This is a genomic window from Enterococcus sp. C102(2024) (assembly GCF_040888205.1).
Classification (GTDB): domain Bacteria; phylum Bacillota; class Bacilli; order Lactobacillales; family Enterococcaceae; genus Enterococcus; species Enterococcus faecalis.
Genome location: NZ_JBFOHH010000003.1, coordinates 267,559 through 283,247 on the forward strand (window position 1 = coordinate 267,559; position 15,689 = coordinate 283,247).

17 protein-coding genes and 1 tRNA gene are annotated in these 15,689 nt (G+C 36.0%); 3 read left to right on the plus strand and 15 right to left on the minus strand.

The window, feature by feature from the left end; genetic code table 11:
* Positions 1–76: 76 nt before the first annotated feature.
* Positions 77–244: a DUF3042 family protein gene (locus AB3I34_RS08795; RefSeq protein WP_002356337.1), complete on the plus strand. Its 168-nt coding sequence runs from the start codon at positions 77–79 to the stop codon at positions 242–244.
* A 162-nt stretch (positions 245–406) separates the two neighbouring features.
* On the opposite strand, the gene AB3I34_RS08800 is transcribed toward AB3I34_RS08795, so the two are convergent.
* The 8 genes from AB3I34_RS08800 to AB3I34_RS08835 form a co-directional block, all read right to left on the minus strand.
* Entirely contained in the window at positions 407–2,245 is a 1,839-nt protein-coding gene (locus AB3I34_RS08800) for an FAD/NAD(P)-binding domain-containing protein (protein WP_010712781.1), read from the minus strand.
* Between the two features lie 13 nt (positions 2,246–2,258).
* Positions 2,259–2,609, minus strand: coding sequence for a DUF488 domain-containing protein (locus tag AB3I34_RS08805; protein WP_002362343.1), 351 nt, complete (start codon positions 2,607–2,609; stop codon positions 2,259–2,261).
* A gap of 121 nt (positions 2,610–2,730) precedes the next feature.
* On the minus strand, positions 2,731–3,129 hold the full coding sequence (locus AB3I34_RS08810; protein ID WP_002356334.1) for a rhodanese-like domain-containing protein: 399 nt from the start codon (positions 3,127–3,129) through the stop codon (positions 2,731–2,733).
* Between the two features lie 15 nt (positions 3,130–3,144).
* Entirely contained in the window at positions 3,145–4,116 is a 972-nt protein-coding gene (locus AB3I34_RS08815; protein WP_002356333.1) for an ROK family glucokinase, read from the minus strand.
* Complete coding sequence (locus tag AB3I34_RS08820) at positions 4,117–4,335, minus strand: YqgQ family protein (protein ID WP_002356332.1); 219 nt, start codon at positions 4,333–4,335, stop codon at positions 4,117–4,119. It abuts the gene before it with no gap.
* A gap of 17 nt (positions 4,336–4,352) precedes the next feature.
* A complete protein-coding gene (locus AB3I34_RS08825) occupies positions 4,353–5,063 on the minus strand; it encodes a rhomboid family intramembrane serine protease (protein WP_002362481.1) in 711 nt (236 codons plus the stop codon).
* Positions 5,064–5,073: 10 nt separating this feature from the next.
* Positions 5,074–5,616, minus strand: coding sequence for a 5-formyltetrahydrofolate cyclo-ligase (locus AB3I34_RS08830; RefSeq protein ID WP_002362346.1), 543 nt, complete (start codon positions 5,614–5,616; stop codon positions 5,074–5,076).
* Between the two features lie 87 nt (positions 5,617–5,703).
* Positions 5,704–6,474, minus strand: coding sequence for an alpha/beta fold hydrolase (locus AB3I34_RS08835; protein ID WP_002376460.1), 771 nt, complete (start codon positions 6,472–6,474; stop codon positions 5,704–5,706).
* Positions 6,475–6,638: 164 nt separating this feature from the next.
* Between AB3I34_RS08835 and AB3I34_RS08840 the strand changes: the two genes are divergently transcribed.
* Together AB3I34_RS08840 and AB3I34_RS08845 are read left to right on the plus strand one after the other, a co-directional pair.
* On the plus strand, positions 6,639–7,214 hold the full coding sequence (locus AB3I34_RS08840; RefSeq protein ID WP_010712782.1) for a DUF805 domain-containing protein: 576 nt from the start codon (positions 6,639–6,641) through the stop codon (positions 7,212–7,214).
* Positions 7,215–7,304: 90 nt separating this feature from the next.
* A complete protein-coding gene (locus AB3I34_RS08845; protein ID WP_025189422.1) occupies positions 7,305–8,876 on the plus strand; it encodes a membrane protein in 1,572 nt (523 codons plus the stop codon).
* Between the two features lie 86 nt (positions 8,877–8,962).
* Here the strand turns inward: AB3I34_RS08845 and AB3I34_RS08850 are convergent, their stop codons facing one another.
* From AB3I34_RS08850 to AB3I34_RS08880, 7 genes are all read right to left on the minus strand, one after another.
* Complete coding sequence (locus AB3I34_RS08850) at positions 8,963–10,129, minus strand: CHAP domain-containing protein (protein WP_010712784.1); 1,167 nt, start codon at positions 10,127–10,129, stop codon at positions 8,963–8,965.
* 88 nt (positions 10,130–10,217) lie between these two features.
* Positions 10,218–10,598 carry a hypothetical protein gene (locus AB3I34_RS08855; RefSeq protein WP_010817627.1) on the minus strand — a complete coding sequence of 127 codons (381 nt, stop codon included), beginning with the start codon at positions 10,596–10,598 and terminating at the stop codon, positions 10,218–10,220.
* A gap of 705 nt (positions 10,599–11,303) precedes the next feature.
* Positions 11,304–12,368, minus strand: a complete 1,065-nt coding sequence (locus AB3I34_RS08860) for an FUSC family protein (protein ID WP_010712786.1) — start codon at positions 12,366–12,368, stop codon at positions 11,304–11,306.
* Between the two features lie 255 nt (positions 12,369–12,623).
* Complete coding sequence (locus tag AB3I34_RS08865) at positions 12,624–12,875, minus strand: hypothetical protein (protein ID WP_002389274.1); 252 nt, start codon at positions 12,873–12,875, stop codon at positions 12,624–12,626.
* An 89-nt stretch (positions 12,876–12,964) separates the two neighbouring features.
* Positions 12,965–13,054 (minus strand) — tRNA-Ser (locus AB3I34_RS08870).
* Between the two features lie 95 nt (positions 13,055–13,149).
* Positions 13,150–13,299 carry a 50S ribosomal protein L33 gene (rpmG, locus tag AB3I34_RS08875; RefSeq protein WP_002356321.1) on the minus strand — a complete coding sequence of 50 codons (150 nt, stop codon included), beginning with the start codon at positions 13,297–13,299 and terminating at the stop codon, positions 13,150–13,152.
* A 125-nt stretch (positions 13,300–13,424) separates the two neighbouring features.
* Positions 13,425–15,560, minus strand: a complete 2,136-nt coding sequence (locus tag AB3I34_RS08880) for a penicillin-binding protein 2 (RefSeq protein ID WP_002359399.1) — start codon at positions 15,558–15,560, stop codon at positions 13,425–13,427.
* Positions 15,561–15,689 lie beyond the last annotated feature (129 nt).

Genomic DNA, 15,689 nt, shown 5'->3' on the forward strand with positions numbered 1-15,689 from the left:
TCATTGTAACTATTGGATTTTTTTGCTTTTTTCCGTCATAATAGAAACAAATACAATTTGAAAGAAGGAATGAACGATGAAAAAATTTGTATCAGGTATGTTAGTCGGTACTGCTATCACAGTTGCTGCTTTAGCCGGTGTGGCTACAACTATTAAAAAAACAGTCATTGATCCAATTGAAGAAAAAGAAGATATGATTGAAGAAAACCGTAAAAAAGCGATGCGTAAGCGTATTGCACGTTAAAAAATAGCTGTGACGTTGAGATAAAAAATCTAACGCCAAGAAATCAACAGGAGCGCTTCTGGTTCGGTTGATTCTCTTAAGCATAACAAGTGGTCATCCATCAAAGCGATGGATGACCACTTGTTATGCTTTCTTTTTTACCAAAGGAGCTGACTATTTTTCTTAACTATTAAAAATAGTAGCAGCAATCCGATCCATATCACGCATATTCCAAGGATCCACACCAGGACGAGCTGCAGCGGCTGTTAACCAATGAATCCCTTCTGTTGGAATACCACAACTAAAAAGGCCTGTCGCCACCTGCCCATCTTTTGTGATGACTTGATTCGTGGCAGGCACAATCAAGAGTGCACCTGTTTTGACTATTTGACCATCAGCTAATGCCAGTTGATGGAGCGTAGCTAGCTTATCGGCTAACAACTGCCTCGTTAAAGGATTCAAACTTTTTTCATTATTAACTTTGGGAATGCGTGCTTCAATTAAAAAGTGACTATTATACCGATTTTCCGGAAACAAATTAGCATAAGTAATAAATTGACCCGCTTTCATTTCGACACGCATTTCTGGCCCCAGAATCGTGACCAATCCCAGTTCAACTAACGCCTGTAGCTCTTCTGTTCTTTCAACAGAAGGTCCCACTGACAAAAAGGTATTCAATGGGGTAAACCAATGCCACAACCACTTTTGACTCTCGTCATTCGTTAATAATCCTTCATCCAAAACAAAGCGAATCTGATCTCTTAAATCTTTTAAACTGTCTAAAGCAGTGGTCAAAGGACCGCTAAGATTGCCTTTCTCTGCTTCTTGAATATCCCATTTTAAATACTCTAGTAAAAACGAACGAAAACTTTCATGAGTGGTTTTCTTTGTTTCAGGATGTTCTAACGCTTGCCAATCAAACCAATCTTGTTTTTCAAAGTGGGCTAAGCTTTCCGGCGCTCCCTTGGTTTGAATAAACAGCTGTTGAAAGGCCTCTTTAGAAAGATGCGGATATTTTTCTTCGATTAAGCAAGTGTAATACACATATTCCACTTCTTTTTTTAAATACCCAAAAAACTCTGCGCCTGTAACCTGTATTTTTTTACGACATTCAGCTAAATACGTTTCGGTTAAAAAAACAGGCTGATAGGCTTCCCCGTAGCCTTTTTGATTAATCCCTCGAGGATGAGAAGGAAAACCGCGACCAGAACCAGCAATAATAATAGGCTCTCTTCCAGAAGGTTCATAACGTAAGCGGCCATTTTGACGAGAAAAAACACCCCCGCGGCCAATCGTCAAGGCAGATAAATAGTCAAAAAATGCCAAACCTAAGCCTTTTAACACAACGGGTTGTTTTGCGGGTATATTGGCAAGTGCCAATAAAGCATCCGCCGCATTTTTAGGAGAAGAATAAAACAAACGATGCTCCTTGGCGTAGTCCGCAAGCTCTTGTTCAACAGTCGTTAATTCATTTTCTTGGTGACCCAAAGCTAAAATTACTTTGTCTGCCGTAAACTCAATGGATTGAGTATACACATAATAGTTATCCTCTCCTGCCCGCACAGCAGTTACTGGCTCTTTAAAAAACGTCAGCGATGTTTGTTCGTTACACCTTGTGGCTAAATACGTATAAAACCATTTTTGGTACATGCCATAAAAAGCCCTCGAGCAGTGATCATTCGGTCCAAGGCGATGACATTCTTTCAACAACTCAAGATAATTATAGGGTTGTTGCTGTTGAATGTACTGCGCAGCTTCTGTTTGGGTCCATTCATAGAGAGTGGGGCCCTTGACAATTGGTCCTTCGCCACTAAAAGATTCATCTGTAAATAAAGTGACTTGATTAATCACGGTGTTCATTAATAAATAATTAGGTTGCTCTGCTCGCCAAATTTTCCCACCTGGACCGTATGGATCAAACAACGTGAGCTGAACATTTATTTCCGTTTTACGAGCCCATTCAATGACTCGTTCTGCAGCTGATAAGCCTCTGGGTCCAGCACCTACAATTGCAATTTTCATCCAATCACCTACTCTATTTTTCTAATAATTCTTTTAAGACAACCGCTTGATTATGCACTGTATCTTTCGCCCCATAGACCAGCGTGACTACTGGCTGATTTTTTACAATCGTCTGTAACTGTTTAAACGCTGTGGCAGTTGGCTCATGTTTCAATTCTTCTTGGTATTTTTGTTTAAACTCAGGATACTTATTTGCTTCATGATTAAACCATTTCCGTAGCTCTGTACTTGGGGCCACTTCTTTGAGCCATTCATCTAACTTTTCAGATTCCTTGGATTTTCCTCGTGGCCAAACACGGTCAACTAAAACACGGTAGCCATCTTGCTCTGTCGGTGCTTCATATGCTCGCTTGATTTGAATCATCTGCCTTCACCTCTTCTCTTTATTGTAGCTCAAAAAGTGAGGACTGACAAAAAGCAACATCTCTATTAAGCTTTCCTATACAAAAAGAGTTGGTCTCAATGAAGACCAACTCTTTTTGTTATTAACTATTTCTCTTTTTCACTTTCCCAGTCCAGCCATCATAGCCGCCTTTTAAAATATAAATATCAGTATAGCCATTTTTGCGTAATAAATTAGCTGCTCGGATACTTAAAGCTTTCTTCTGATCATAAAGATAAACAGGTTGATCCTTACGAAGAGAACCAATTGTTGTTTTTAACATGCTGTATGGCATGCTGCGCGCCCCTAAAATATGCCCAGCATCAAATGTATCTTTCTCACGAACGTCAATCACTTGTGCTTTACGCATTGTTTCTTTAAATTCTTCTTCCGTCAACATTTTTGCTGAACGTTTCACCATAATTTTCAAATATAATTCATTGAATACCATCGCTAGTACAATAACTAGCAAAATGCCATTGATTACCCATAAAATACTCATTCTAAAAAGCCCTCTCTATTTCTCTTTTGAAAATTGTAATGCTAGTGAAGCGGCACCAATGACGCCGGCCTCATTACCTAGCTCTGCTAATTTGATTTTTGTACTATTTCGAACTTGCGGGAAGGTAAATTCTTGGAAATATTTTTCGACACGACTACGTAAAAATTCTCCTGCTGCAGAAACACCTCCACCGATAACCACGCTATCTGGATTTAACGTGTTACCTAAGTTTCCTGTGGCTAAGCCTAAATAGAAACAAACACGATCCACAACCATTAATGCAAAATGATCGCCTTTTTCAGCAAATTCAAAAACGTCTTTACTTGAAACATCTTGTCCATCATCAATCGCTTGTTTCAGTTCAGAGTCACCTGCAAACTCTTCTGATAAATGACGTGCAACACGAACGACACCAGTGGCACTAGAAACGGTTTCTAAACAGCCACGTTTCCCACAGGTACAGTCAAAGCCGTTAGGATCAACCGTCACATGTCCAACTTCACCAGCACAGCCAGCAACACCGTGGAGCAATTCTCCCGCTGCAACAATGCCTCCGCCGACACCTGTTCCTAAAGTAATAAAAATCACGTCGGGATTGTTTTCCCCCGCGCCCTTCCAACGCTCACCTAAAGCGGCAACATTGGCGTCATTATCTAAGGCAAACGGAATTCCTAAAGCAGATTCGATTTGTTCTTTGACAGGCTGTACAGTCGTCCAGTTTAAATTATAGGCACCTACAACAGTTCCTTTTTCAATGTCGACACTTCCTGGTGTTCCCATACCAATTCCCACAAAATCTTCTTTTTTCATATTATAAAGATCTATACGGTGACGAATACTTTCAATAATTGATGGCACAATATGCTTGCCATCTTCTAAAATATTCGTTTCAATACTCCATTTTTGTTGAACAACGCCATCGGTTGTTAAAATAGCAAATTTGATGGTCGTTCCACCTAAATCAATCCCAATAATCTTCTTATCCATTTAGTCGATTCCTTTCTGCTTCCCTCTAGATTCTTCTATTCGATGCTCTCTTTGCAAAATATGCCGGGCCTGTAAATACGTATCTCGGTCTACCAATTGACCTTCATACAATTTTTTTAATTCAATCATCATTAACTCAATATCATAAATCCGTGCACCGACATAAATATACATCCCAAACTGTTTAAAAAGTTGTTGTACATCATATAACGTTTCCATACGAAAACACTTCCTTATTATACAGGTAAACCGTATTTTTTAAAACCCAATAACAGACAAATTACGACAAGAAAAATAAAAATTAACGTGGCCATAATTCGCTCGTGCTTATTAAATGCTTCTTCACGATTTGGAACAGCAAAAGCCGTCGCGACTAATAGTCCACCGATTAGACCGCCAACATGACCCATCATATCTACAGAGCTACTAAACAAGTTAAATAACAAATTAATCACAATAAACATTGAATAGCGTTGCACCATATACATAATCGCTGGATTGTCTCTAAAGTGGCGTCCTAAAATAACAAATGCGCCAAACAAACCAAAAAGCGCTGTACTAGCACCCGCTGAGACACTGTTGGGTGTCCCAAAGGCAAAACTGGCGATATTTCCAGCAATCCCACTCAATAAATAAATTCCCAAATAGCGCCAATGTCCATAAATTGCCTCAACCTGTGCGCCGATATAATAAAGAGTAACCATATTCAAAATAATATGCATAAACCCAATATGAAGAAACATTGGCGTGATAAACCGCCAGTATTCATGATTTTGAGCTACCAGTGGACGAACCATTGCTCCCCAATTAACTAAGTTTAAAATATTTTCTGATCCTCCAGTTAATTCCAATCCAAGGAAAACAATGATTGAAATACCTAAAAGGGCATACGTAATGAACGGCTGATTTTTTAGCCGTTTCAATTTCATTTCTGTTTGATAATTCATTCCATTCCTCCTATTGTATAAATAATTGTTCGATTGGCTGATCAAACGCTTCTGGTTGCCATTGTTCATGGAGTTGTTCACTGAAAACTAAACTACATGCATGGCCCGAAAAATGTTCCAAATAACGATCATAAAAACCACCGCCGAAGCCTATTCGATAGCCAGCACGATTGAAAACAATCCCTGGCACAATCAATAAATCAATCGCTGTAGCTGTTATTTCTGCCGCTGTTAACGGAGGTTCTTCCACGCCAAATGCACTGGTGTCATAAACCGTCTCTGGAAAGACTTGATAAAAGTGCATTTTGCCTCCTTTAAATGTTCGCGGCACCGCCACTTGCTTGCCTTCTTGCATGGCCCGTTCGAAAATTGGCTGTGTTGATAATTCTAGCGGTAACGACCGAATCATTCCGATTGTTTGTGCTTGTTGCCATTGCTGACTAGCAAACAACTGTTCATAGAGACTTGATTCTTTATGTTGTTTAATTTCTGGATGTTGTTTTAGCCATTCCAGGGCAGTTAAGCCCACTTTTCTCAACTTGTTTTTCTCCATGTACACCTTCAACCCCTTTTCTGTTAAGTTTATAGAAAGTGTTCTTAAAAAACAAGCTGATTCCCCTTTTCTCTTTGAAAAATCCTGTTATTTTTCTAATGTTTTTGACGCTTCTTTAAAAAAGTCAACAACCAAATCCATTGTTTCTCCTTTCACTAAATGCCGCTCACCGACTTCCGTTATAAATTGCGTATTTCTCGCATACGTTTTCCCAGACACTAATTGTTCAAAATCAGCCATGTCTTCATAGGGAATTTTTTCATCTTCCGTTCCATGCCAAAACAGCATCGGTCGTTCTTGCAGTCTTTCTGGCGTTTGTGATAAATCGTATTGATGCACCCAACTTAGCAACAGTGGCAAGTCTTTAGGTACAAAAATAGCAAATTCTTTCGCCCGTTGAATCACTCGCTGAATATAGCGCGCCGGATAGGGTGTTCCCATTAAGCAAGCAGCAGCTTCAATCTCAGGATGTTGGGTTATAAGAGCGCTGGTAGTAATACCGCCCATGGATACACCACCCACGCCAATCCAATTTTCTTTAATCAACCCTAATTTATGAAAATGATGGATAATTACTGGAAATTCAATCAAATTATATTGAATGCTACTCCAAAATGTAATCGATGGAATCGTGGAAATAGGTCCTGTTTTTCTTTCTCCGTGGTTCATGGCATCTGGTAAAATGACCCGAAACCCCTCGTGTGCTAATTTTCTCGCTTGTGTTAAAGATAATTCTTTAGCTGATTGCCAACCATGATAGTAAACAATTAAAGGTAATGCTTCGTTTTTTTGCTCTTCTGTTGTCACTTCTAATGCTGGAATTTTTGCTATGTAGCGATGTCTAATACTGATTTTCATTCATGATTCCTCCATTATAAAATATCTTCTCTTATTTTACCGTTTTTTGATAAAACCTGCTCTTTATATGATTTATCAAAAAAACACAAAATATGCGAATTCGCATTTTCCTATTTTATTACTTTCCGTTATAATCATTTTATTAAATACAAAGGGGTGTTTTTATGGTTAAAATTGAGGAAAAAGGTAAAGTAACATTTGGACAAGCTTTTAAAGATTATTTTCGTGGATATGTTGATTTTAAAGGTCGGACCACACGTGCTGGTTATTGGTGGATGACATTGGTATTAAGCATTTTAGCACTTATTTTTTATATTGCCATTGTCGGCAAAGCCGTATCAGCAATTTTAGCAGCTGAATATTTTGAAACCTATGATTTTGGAAACTTATTACCGTTGATGCTTTTTGCACTTGTTTTATGGTTAGCTTTATTATTACCAACGTGGGCAATGTGTGTACGTCGGTATCGTGATGCTGGGATGACAGGTTGGGGCGTGCTTGTTTTATATCTACTTTCTATTGCCTGTAGCTATACACAAGTTTTCTCTGTTATGTCAACACTGAAATATGATGTTCAAACAGATACTGTGATAACAGGTGGCAGTCCCGTCTTCTTATTTTTCACTCTTGTGATTAGTCTGTTTTTCTTCTTACTAACAGTCTTACCGACAGATAAACTAACAACAACTAGCCAAAATAGCGTCTTACGCTTCTTCTTCCGTTACAAAGAAGGGAAGTAAGGAAAAGTTTTAAGCCTTTCTTTTAAAAGAAGGGCTTTTTTCTTATTTTAAAATCTTTATGATAAAATAAGAACTAGTCTAGCTAAAAAAATGGAAGGAGAAAATATGGCTAATTTTAAACGGATTCTGAATCTAGAAAATTATATTTTTACTTTTTTTATTTTATTTGTCTTTTACGGCGCAATTAACTCTCCCTATTCGCTGGTAAAAATTCTTTGGGAAAAGCCTAAGCACTTGCTTGTTTTACTTCCTCTATTAATTATTCTATTGTTGATTATTTATAAAAACAAAAAATTTCTTTACACTAAGATTCAAGCGCTCTGGCACTTAATAAAAGCCCATGATCGTGTGGTTATTATTGGTAGTTTGATCAGTTTATTTTTACTACAACTTTTACTCCTGACGCAGATTACTGTGCCGATTGGCTGGGATGTTTTTGACAACTTTCATAGTATTACCACTGAAAATAAGGATTATTCAAAAATCGTACTTTCTTTAAACCCCAATAACGAATTTTTCTTTTTCATGATGTATTACCTGAATAAATTTTTGCGTTTCATTGATGTAACAGGGAGCTGGAGCAACACTTGGTTTAGTTGGCAAGTGGTTAATTGCTTGTTTATTAATAGCAGTTTACTTCTCTTTTATCATGCCTCTAAACGTGTCTTTAATCCATTAACGGCCTTCGTTGCTTACAGTTTATTTTTTCTTTCTTTCGGAATGTCTCCATGGTTACTCACGCCTTATACAGATACGGCCGTCTTATTGTTCATCAACCTAGTCTTTTTTGCATATAGCCTTTTTGACCAAGTTTCCCCTCCCTTCGTAAAATATTGTTTATTACTGTTTATTGGAATTGGCTTAGCTTGGTGTTTTTTAATGAAACCTTCGTCTATTATCTTTTTTATTGCATTTAGTTGTATCAAAGTGCTGCAACTTCTTTTAGTAAATCGGAACAAACAGTCTATCGTAAAATTAACCGTGGTTGCCCTCTTTTTACTGACTGGTTTCGTCAGCGCATATTATAGTTTTCAATTTTTTGTGGAAAAACAAACGATTACGGAAATCGATAAAGAACAAGCCAAGCCTTGGACACTTTTTGTAATGATGGGTTTGACGGGAACTGGCGGTTACAATGATGCAGATACACAAGCAGTAAATCAGTTGCCTACACAAGAAGCCAAAAAAGCTTATACCATAAAAATGATTCAAGACCGTTTAAAAAATAAAGGATTCTTCGGTTATCTCCGTTTTCTGGCTCAAAAAAATCGTCATAATACTGCCAATGGTGATTTTGACTGGGGTTGGGATGGCGGTGATTTAATCCCAGAAACACCTTCTAAAAATCGTTGGCAAGAACACTTGCGGTCACTGTATTATCCGCAAAATCAAAAAAGTAACTATCTACGAATTTATATGCATTTTTTCTATTTACTCACATTACTAGGTCTATTGTTCAGTATCCCTCTAAAAGATTCAAAAAATAACTACGCGATTTTAAAATTAGCTTTCATTGGAGCTATTCTGTATTTATTACTCTTTGAAGGCGGCCGCTCTCGCTATTTAATCCAGTTTATGCCGTTTTGGTACTTGTTATCAGCGAGTGGTTGGCTGGGGTTGAAAGAGAAAATCAATGCAAAAATCATCTGTAAATTAGAATAAGTAGTCACTATGTATTATATAAATAGAAAAAAAATAGAGCGGATTTACCGCTCTATTTTTTTAACATATCACTAGGTTCTTTTTTACTACTTTTTAACATCCTGTTCTAGTACCCAAGACATTAATTCTTTTAATAAAAATGCTTTTTTAGATTTGCTTTGTGTGACATTTTTAATTTCCATCACTGTATATGATTTTCCTTTAAGACTACTTGGAATTGTTTCCCCAGTCTGATATACACTAGCAGTCTCCAATAACATAACTTTATCCCCAATTTTAATATCCGTCGCTTGTGCATCATCTAAAAATGCTTTTTCGTCGATCCAACCAATATTATCCATGTAATAATATGCACCCTTTTTCCCAGTCACTTTTACTTCTTTATTGATATAATCAGCGCTGACACCAAATCTTGTCACCCCTTTAAACCAAGGGAATTGGTCAACACTGAAACCAGCTCTTTTAACAACCATTGTTTTATTGATAGTCTCAACTTCTTCAAACCCTTTAAAGTCTGTCCAGCCTTTTGTTTGAGGACTATATAAGTAACTTCCCATTTGCTGTGTCAAATCAATAACTCTTCCAGCAAAACTATCAATGCCATTGATTTTAATGTAACCTTTCTTTCCCCAAGGTAATGTATCCACAGTATATTTTACATCTTTTTTCACCATAACTCTCTTATTAATCTCTACCATTTCTTCTTCTCCCTCTGGTTTTGTATTTTGATTTGGATTCCATCCAGTATAATAGCGACTTAAGTCAATGAAAGTAACACCCGTTAAACTGTTAAACGTACTCAATGGATGAGTAGTTATTACAGTTCCATTGTTAGGATATACTCCATCTAATCCGCCAAATGTCGAACCAAAATTAGCTTCACCTGTAATTACTGTATTTCCATCAATACCTAGAACGATACCAGTATGTCCAGCACCTTGTGTATAGTAATTGTTATTCCATGGTGTTATTGAAAATAAAGAAAATGCCTTTGGAATGTTACTCTTTACTAATTTTCCTTTATTTGCATTTAACACAAAATCTACCGTTTGATAACCATTCCCGCTTTGTGTTGGCAAAGTTAAATTAGTACAATTCTTTAAGAACCATGTAGTAAATAGAGTACAATTTGAATGTGATGATGGTGAACCACCATAAGTTCCAAAATAGACACCTGGATAAGACGGCAAATTAGTATCTAAATACTTCTGCATAAATGTTTTTGCTTGATTTTTTGTTAAACCTGTTGCCATTGTTGTTCCTCCTATAAGTTATTCCGTGCGTCCACGGAGAACATATGTTCATGAACCTAGTATAGTTGAATTGACCTGTTTCGTTTTGTCAAATTTCGTACCAGCCTAGTCGATAAGCAATTTCATGGATAAATTCTGTATCTCGTCGAGCAATTGTAGACTCGCTCAAAAACGTCTCACAAGCAACAAATTCATTCTTTTTATATGGATAACCATTTTTATATTTCACTAAAAAGATATCCTGTACATCCCTTGTAGAATCAGCTAAGATATCTTCTACCGTTTGTAAAAATAATTTATGAAATGCAATTTGACTGATAGTTATTTTTTCAGTTGGTTGCTCTACAGGGTATTCTAAAAAAGGATTACGATTCATTAACATAACATCCTCGTACTCTTGTAATTTTTTTTCAACATGTTGATAATCCCATAATAATTGTCGAATATGTTTTTTTATTCCAGCTTTCATTGTACCTCTCCTCTAACCACTTAATATTTTATTTGTAGAACTTTTACAGATAATAGAAATAGTATGTTCATCCTCCATGTATTCCTTTTATCCATCTACTCTTATTTTTGATCACATTCATTTTCAAAATCTAACTTATTCGTTTGTACCTCTCCTATTTTTCCCATTTATCAATAACTGTCCACCTCCTAGATTATTTTATATACAAAAATAGACCACTCCTTAAGCGATCTATAATGACAAAACTTATTCTTTTTCTTAGATTTAAGCGATTCTGTTTTTCCACTTAAATATACTTAACTTGATTTAAAAATATTGAACATTCTATTTTTGAAAACTTAGCTATATAAACAAGCATCTATAGTGTTGATAATTCATTTTCAGCGATTCTTTATACTACTAATTTATCATGTTGACTATACTAAAATTTCCCAATAAATTCCCAATATGAAGTTACTTCTACTTATCTTCCAAAAATACAATTTTACTACGTAACTTGTGTTCACTGAATTCATTTGTTTATATCCTACTTTATACTCACTTATACTATCCTTACCTATACTATTCTGTGTAGCCATTTGGTAGCCAAATTAGTAACCAGTTTCTGCCATTTTTAAACTCTTATTTACCCAAAATATAGTCAATGGTTCTATTTTAAAATAAAAGGAGCCTAACATTCTTTCAAGAAAGAATGTTAGGCTCCTTTTATTCAGACAATTTCAGCCACTCCTTGCGATTGCAATAGGACATAGTTTTTACAAAGACAAAATGATAAAGCAAACCGTAAGCTAGCCCCAACATATTTAACAAAATTCTTAAGTAAAGACTTGTTTCTAGCCCAAATATCATAGAAGCTGCCATGATAGCACCAACACAATTAAAAATCGTTTTACTTTTATAAGATGTGCATAAGCCTAAACAAAGTCCACCTAAAATACCAAGTAGGTTCGTTGGTAAATAAAATAACAAGATAGCCGATACTAAAGAACCAATAACGACCCCTACTATTCGTTCTTTGGCTCGTTCAGACAATTTAAACGTATCATACCCAGAAAATAATGACGAACTAGCAAATGTTGCCCACATAAAGCGGTCAATCTGAAGGTGCGTTCCTATAAAAAGTAATAAGCTAATGCCTAAAGCGTAATAACCAAACCAAATATTTCTTTGATTAAAAAAACCATTTTCTGTAACCATCTGTATAAAAGTAATCTCTTGATCCAACTTTTTATGTTTCATATGATAAACAAAAGCTAAAAGTAGATAAGCAAACACTAATACAAAGAAAGTTTGTTCTAATTGCTGAAACGATTGATAGTGAACCGTGCCAACTAAATATAAGTAGGAGAACGTATACAAGCCCGGATTACCCATTTTAGGGTTTTTACCAGTTAAGAAAAACAATGCCAGCAAGCAGATAAAATGAAGACCCCATTGTAAAAATGATACAGAAATCAGTGAAATTAGTGGACTAACACCTAGAATTGTTAACACGATTCCTAAACTAAGCAAGGCCTGTTTTTCCCTGTAGCCATATGAGACGAAACGGATACTCAACAGCAAACAAAATAATACAATTGAAAAAGGCGCTACAGCTTTTCCAAAGAAAAAAGTAATCGTCGACACCCATAAAATCGCAAACGAAACTAATAAAATATCCCTTATTAACAAGGCGCGCCAAAAATATCTCCGCTGTTTTTTAGTGTCCGCTTGATGAATTTTTTGTTTTAAAATAAATGGATCTAACTGCAATAATTGATAAAAAGTCACCTAAAATCATCTCCTAAAAATCGACTCTTTTCAATTCATTATTCCAACTTTTCCTTCTATGAAATCATAAGAAAAGTAGTTGTGACGAACATTTTACTACAACTTTTTTTCTGAATCAATACATGCTTTATTTCTTAATTCAATACCTCTCCCGATACGATTTGCTTACTTCATAAAAAATAAGCCTAGAAAAAATCAAAACGATTAATTCTAGGCTCAAAATTAAATAACTGTTGAACAAAAGCTAGCACTTTTTTACATAAACTTTTCCAACAGATCCATTTCTTTTTCTAATTCTTTTTCATCATACTTATCATACTTACCAGCTTCGTGTGCAATTTTTTTAATCTCATGAATGGCTTTTTTTTCAACAATCCATTTCTTCATACTATGTTTTTTTGTATCCTCATCTAGCGAGGCCAACTCTTCTAAACTTGCATCCAATTTGTTCAAAACGTCGGCAATTTTTACTAATGCTTGCGCTTCTTTTTCTTCATAGTTTGACATAATAGACACCTCTTCTTAAGTATTTTTCTACTTTAAGTGTACGTCTCTGTCGTTTTATTTGCAACTAATAACTCAACTGCTTCTCAGTACGGAGGATAAGGGATTCGAACCCTTGCACGATGTTACTCGCCTAACGGTTTTCGAGACCGTCCCCTTCAGCCAAACTTGGGTAATCCTCCCTCTACATTCCATCTACAAATGAACATGTAATGAATCAATAGATAAAAAGCCTAGACCCTTACACAACAAGGATTCTAGGCTCTATCTAACTAAATTATTTAGTTTCACGGTGTAAAGTAACTTTTCTTTCACGTGGGCAATATTTTTGTTTTTCTAAACGATCAGGATTGTTACGTTTATTTTTATTTGTTAAGTAGTTACGTTCTTTACAAGAAGTACACTCTAAAGTGATGTTTACGCGCATGTTTTCCCCTCCTACTAATAATTGATCTTTCCAAGAGATTTCTTAGACTTGAATATCATACCATTTTTTTTGTCATTTGACTACCCTTTTGGGCAAATTTGTAAAGTAGTTCTACTTTACAAATTTTATTTTTTGTACATTTCCATATACGCTTCTAAAACTTCTTTGGCAATCGTTTGATTTGGTTTGGAAGATTCATCATTTAAGTGTGGTAAAACAACGCTAATTGCAATTTCAGGATTTTCGTACGGCGCATAAGCCACCAAGTTACTATTAACCGTTGTATGGTTTACTCCATTAGCATCTGTTGCTTGCGTTTCGGCGGTCCCTGTTTTAGCAGCAATCGAAAACTTGTCTGATTTTAAACCACGTGCAGTTGTAAAAGGACTAGTTCCATTTACTACATTATAGAAACCTTGTTGAAGAATTCCTATCTGGTCTTCAGAAATATTCACCTTATTCAAAACTTTTGGTTCAATTTCTTTTAAAATTTTTCCTAAAGCTCCATTTTCATCATTGCCATAGATTCCTTCTACCACATGGGGTTGTACGCGGATGCCATTATTTGCGACAGTGGAAACGTACTGTGCTAATTGTAACGCGCTATAGGTATCATATTGCCCAAAAGATAGGTCAAGAAGATTACCGCCTTGTGGCGCAGATGACGAATCCTTAAAGTCCTTGTTTTGAATTCCTGTTGTTTCTCCTGGTATATCAATTCCAGTTTTCGTTCCCATACCATATTCTGCAAAAGCTTTTCTTAATTCTTTAAAGACAGTGTCATCTCCTACTTCATAAGGGAAAATCATATTGGGATAATAATTCACACCCATCATTTTAAAGACTAATTTCATCATATAGGCATTCGAAGAATATTCTAACGCTTGCTCCGCAGTTAATTGCATGGTTGTTCCGCCAGAAGCATTCCACCAAGAAGCTTTTGGATTACTACCTGCTAGTAAAATAGCTTCATCTGTTAAAACATCATTGCCTTTAATGACGCCTGTTTCATAACCCGCTGTTAAAGTACCTGCTTTCACAACTGATCCAGGAACTTCAGAATTCAAAATAGGTGCTAAAGGATTAGGTGTGACTTCTCCAGTTGCTAAATCATGATGAAATCCGGACATCGCTAAAATAGCTCCTGTTTGAGGGTTCATAGCAACGACATACGCATTTTCTGAGTATGGTCCAATGGTTTTGACTATTTGTGAATAGTTTCGTTGTAAAATTTCATCAACTTTGTTTTGGAAATTTGAATCAATCGTTAATTTTAAGTTGGAGCCTTTTTCCCCTTTGGAAATTGGGGTTTGTGAAACAATCTTTCCGTTATTGTCTAAAACGACTTCTGATTTTGCTTTTTTACCTTGTAGAACGTCTTCATATTGTTTTTCTAAATAGCTAGTTCCAACACGGTCATTTCGTGCATAGCCTTTTTTCAAATATTCATCGACTTCTTCGGCTGGCAATCCTTGTTTTTCAGTTGAAACGGTGCCCAACAGGCTACGTAATGCGCCACTTTGAGAATAATCACGCGTCCAATCAGTCCCTGTTGAAACACCAGATATTTCCGCTGTGTGTTCACCAATTGTCGCAATTTCACCTTCTGTCACACCTTCATTCTTGATGAAGACCGTGTTCATTTGTGACGCTGCATTCATTCGTTTAAAAATCGTCACTGCTTGTAAGGTTCGGTCATCAAATGCAATTTCTTCAGGGGTGACTTTTTCAACTGCTTTGGCATATAATGTGCCTTCGTCCGTAATTTTGTTGCCTTTTTCATCTTCTTTATCTTGATCGGTTAAACGGGCTTGGGCTGCTTTTAAATTTTCAGGATTCGCTAACCAATAATCTTTTTTATCACGGTCCGTTAAGTTTGGATCAACTGGAACGTTAATAAGTTCGTTGACTTTATTCGCAATCGGTAAAATATCTTTTCCTTCAATATTTTTTCCTCGTGTGTATGTGATTGCTAAATTAGCTTTGTTAGAAACCAAGACTTTTCCTTGTGAATCATAAATTTGTCCTCGAGGGGATGGTGTCGTGATTTGTAGTGAAGAATTGGCAGTGATTTTTTTGTTAAACTCTTCTCCTTCTACAATCTGTAAATACCCTAAACGAACAATTAATGAAACAAATAAAGTAAATATCACAAAAAATAATAAGTTCAATCGAAAAGGAATATGTGGCTTTCTACCTCGTTGACTCTTTGCTGCGGCATCTGTTTTTTTTATTTTATCTATAAATGAGTTTTTCTTCATACCTCTAGTCCCTTCACTAAAAAGTTTCGCATTCTCATTGTAACAAAAAATAGTCAAAAAATCAGGATTATTCCCAGCTCTAAGGAAATATTTAATTATTTTTTTGTTAAAAAAAAGTCAAAAGGACTT

Excerpts from the sequence above, each read along its gene's own strand:
- AB3I34_RS08840 (WP_010712782.1), top strand. The coding sequence starts at position 6,639 with ATGGTTAAAATTGAGGAAAAAGGTAAAGTAACATTTGGACAAGCTTTT.
- AB3I34_RS08835 (WP_002376460.1), bottom strand. The coding sequence starts at position 6,474 with ATGAAAATCAGTATTAGACATCGCTACATAGCAAAAATTCCAGCATTA.
- AB3I34_RS08820 (WP_002356332.1), bottom strand. The coding sequence starts at position 4,335 with ATGGAAACGTTATATGATGTACAACAACTTTTTAAACAGTTTGGGATG.
- AB3I34_RS08830 (WP_002362346.1), bottom strand. The coding sequence starts at position 5,616 with ATGGAGAAAAACAAGTTGAGAAAAGTGGGCTTAACTGCCCTGGAATGG.
- rpmG (WP_002356321.1), bottom strand. The coding sequence starts at position 13,299 with ATGCGCGTAAACATCACTTTAGAGTGTACTTCTTGTAAAGAACGTAAC.
- AB3I34_RS08880 (WP_002359399.1), bottom strand. The coding sequence starts at position 15,560 with ATGAAGAAAAACTCATTTATAGATAAAATAAAAAAAACAGATGCCGCA.
- AB3I34_RS08825 (WP_002362481.1), bottom strand. The coding sequence starts at position 5,063 with ATGAATTATCAAACAGAAATGAAATTGAAACGGCTAAAAAATCAGCCG.
- AB3I34_RS08845 (WP_025189422.1), top strand. The coding sequence starts at position 7,305 with ATGGAAGGAGAAAATATGGCTAATTTTAAACGGATTCTGAATCTAGAA.
- AB3I34_RS08795 (WP_002356337.1), top strand. The coding sequence starts at position 77 with ATGAAAAAATTTGTATCAGGTATGTTAGTCGGTACTGCTATCACAGTT.
- AB3I34_RS08805 (WP_002362343.1), bottom strand. The coding sequence starts at position 2,609 with ATGATTCAAATCAAGCGAGCATATGAAGCACCGACAGAGCAAGATGGC.
- AB3I34_RS08800 (WP_010712781.1), bottom strand. The coding sequence starts at position 2,245 with ATGAAAATTGCAATTGTAGGTGCTGGACCCAGAGGCTTATCAGCTGCA.
- AB3I34_RS08850 (WP_010712784.1), bottom strand. The coding sequence starts at position 10,129 with ATGGCAACAGGTTTAACAAAAAATCAAGCAAAAACATTTATGCAGAAG.
- AB3I34_RS08810 (WP_002356334.1), bottom strand. The coding sequence starts at position 3,129 with ATGAGTATTTTATGGGTAATCAATGGCATTTTGCTAGTTATTGTACTA.
- AB3I34_RS08865 (WP_002389274.1), bottom strand. The coding sequence starts at position 12,875 with ATGTCAAACTATGAAGAAAAAGAAGCGCAAGCATTAGTAAAAATTGCC.
- AB3I34_RS08815 (WP_002356333.1), bottom strand. The coding sequence starts at position 4,116 with ATGGATAAGAAGATTATTGGGATTGATTTAGGTGGAACGACCATCAAA.
- AB3I34_RS08855 (WP_010817627.1), bottom strand. The coding sequence starts at position 10,598 with ATGAAAGCTGGAATAAAAAAACATATTCGACAATTATTATGGGATTAT.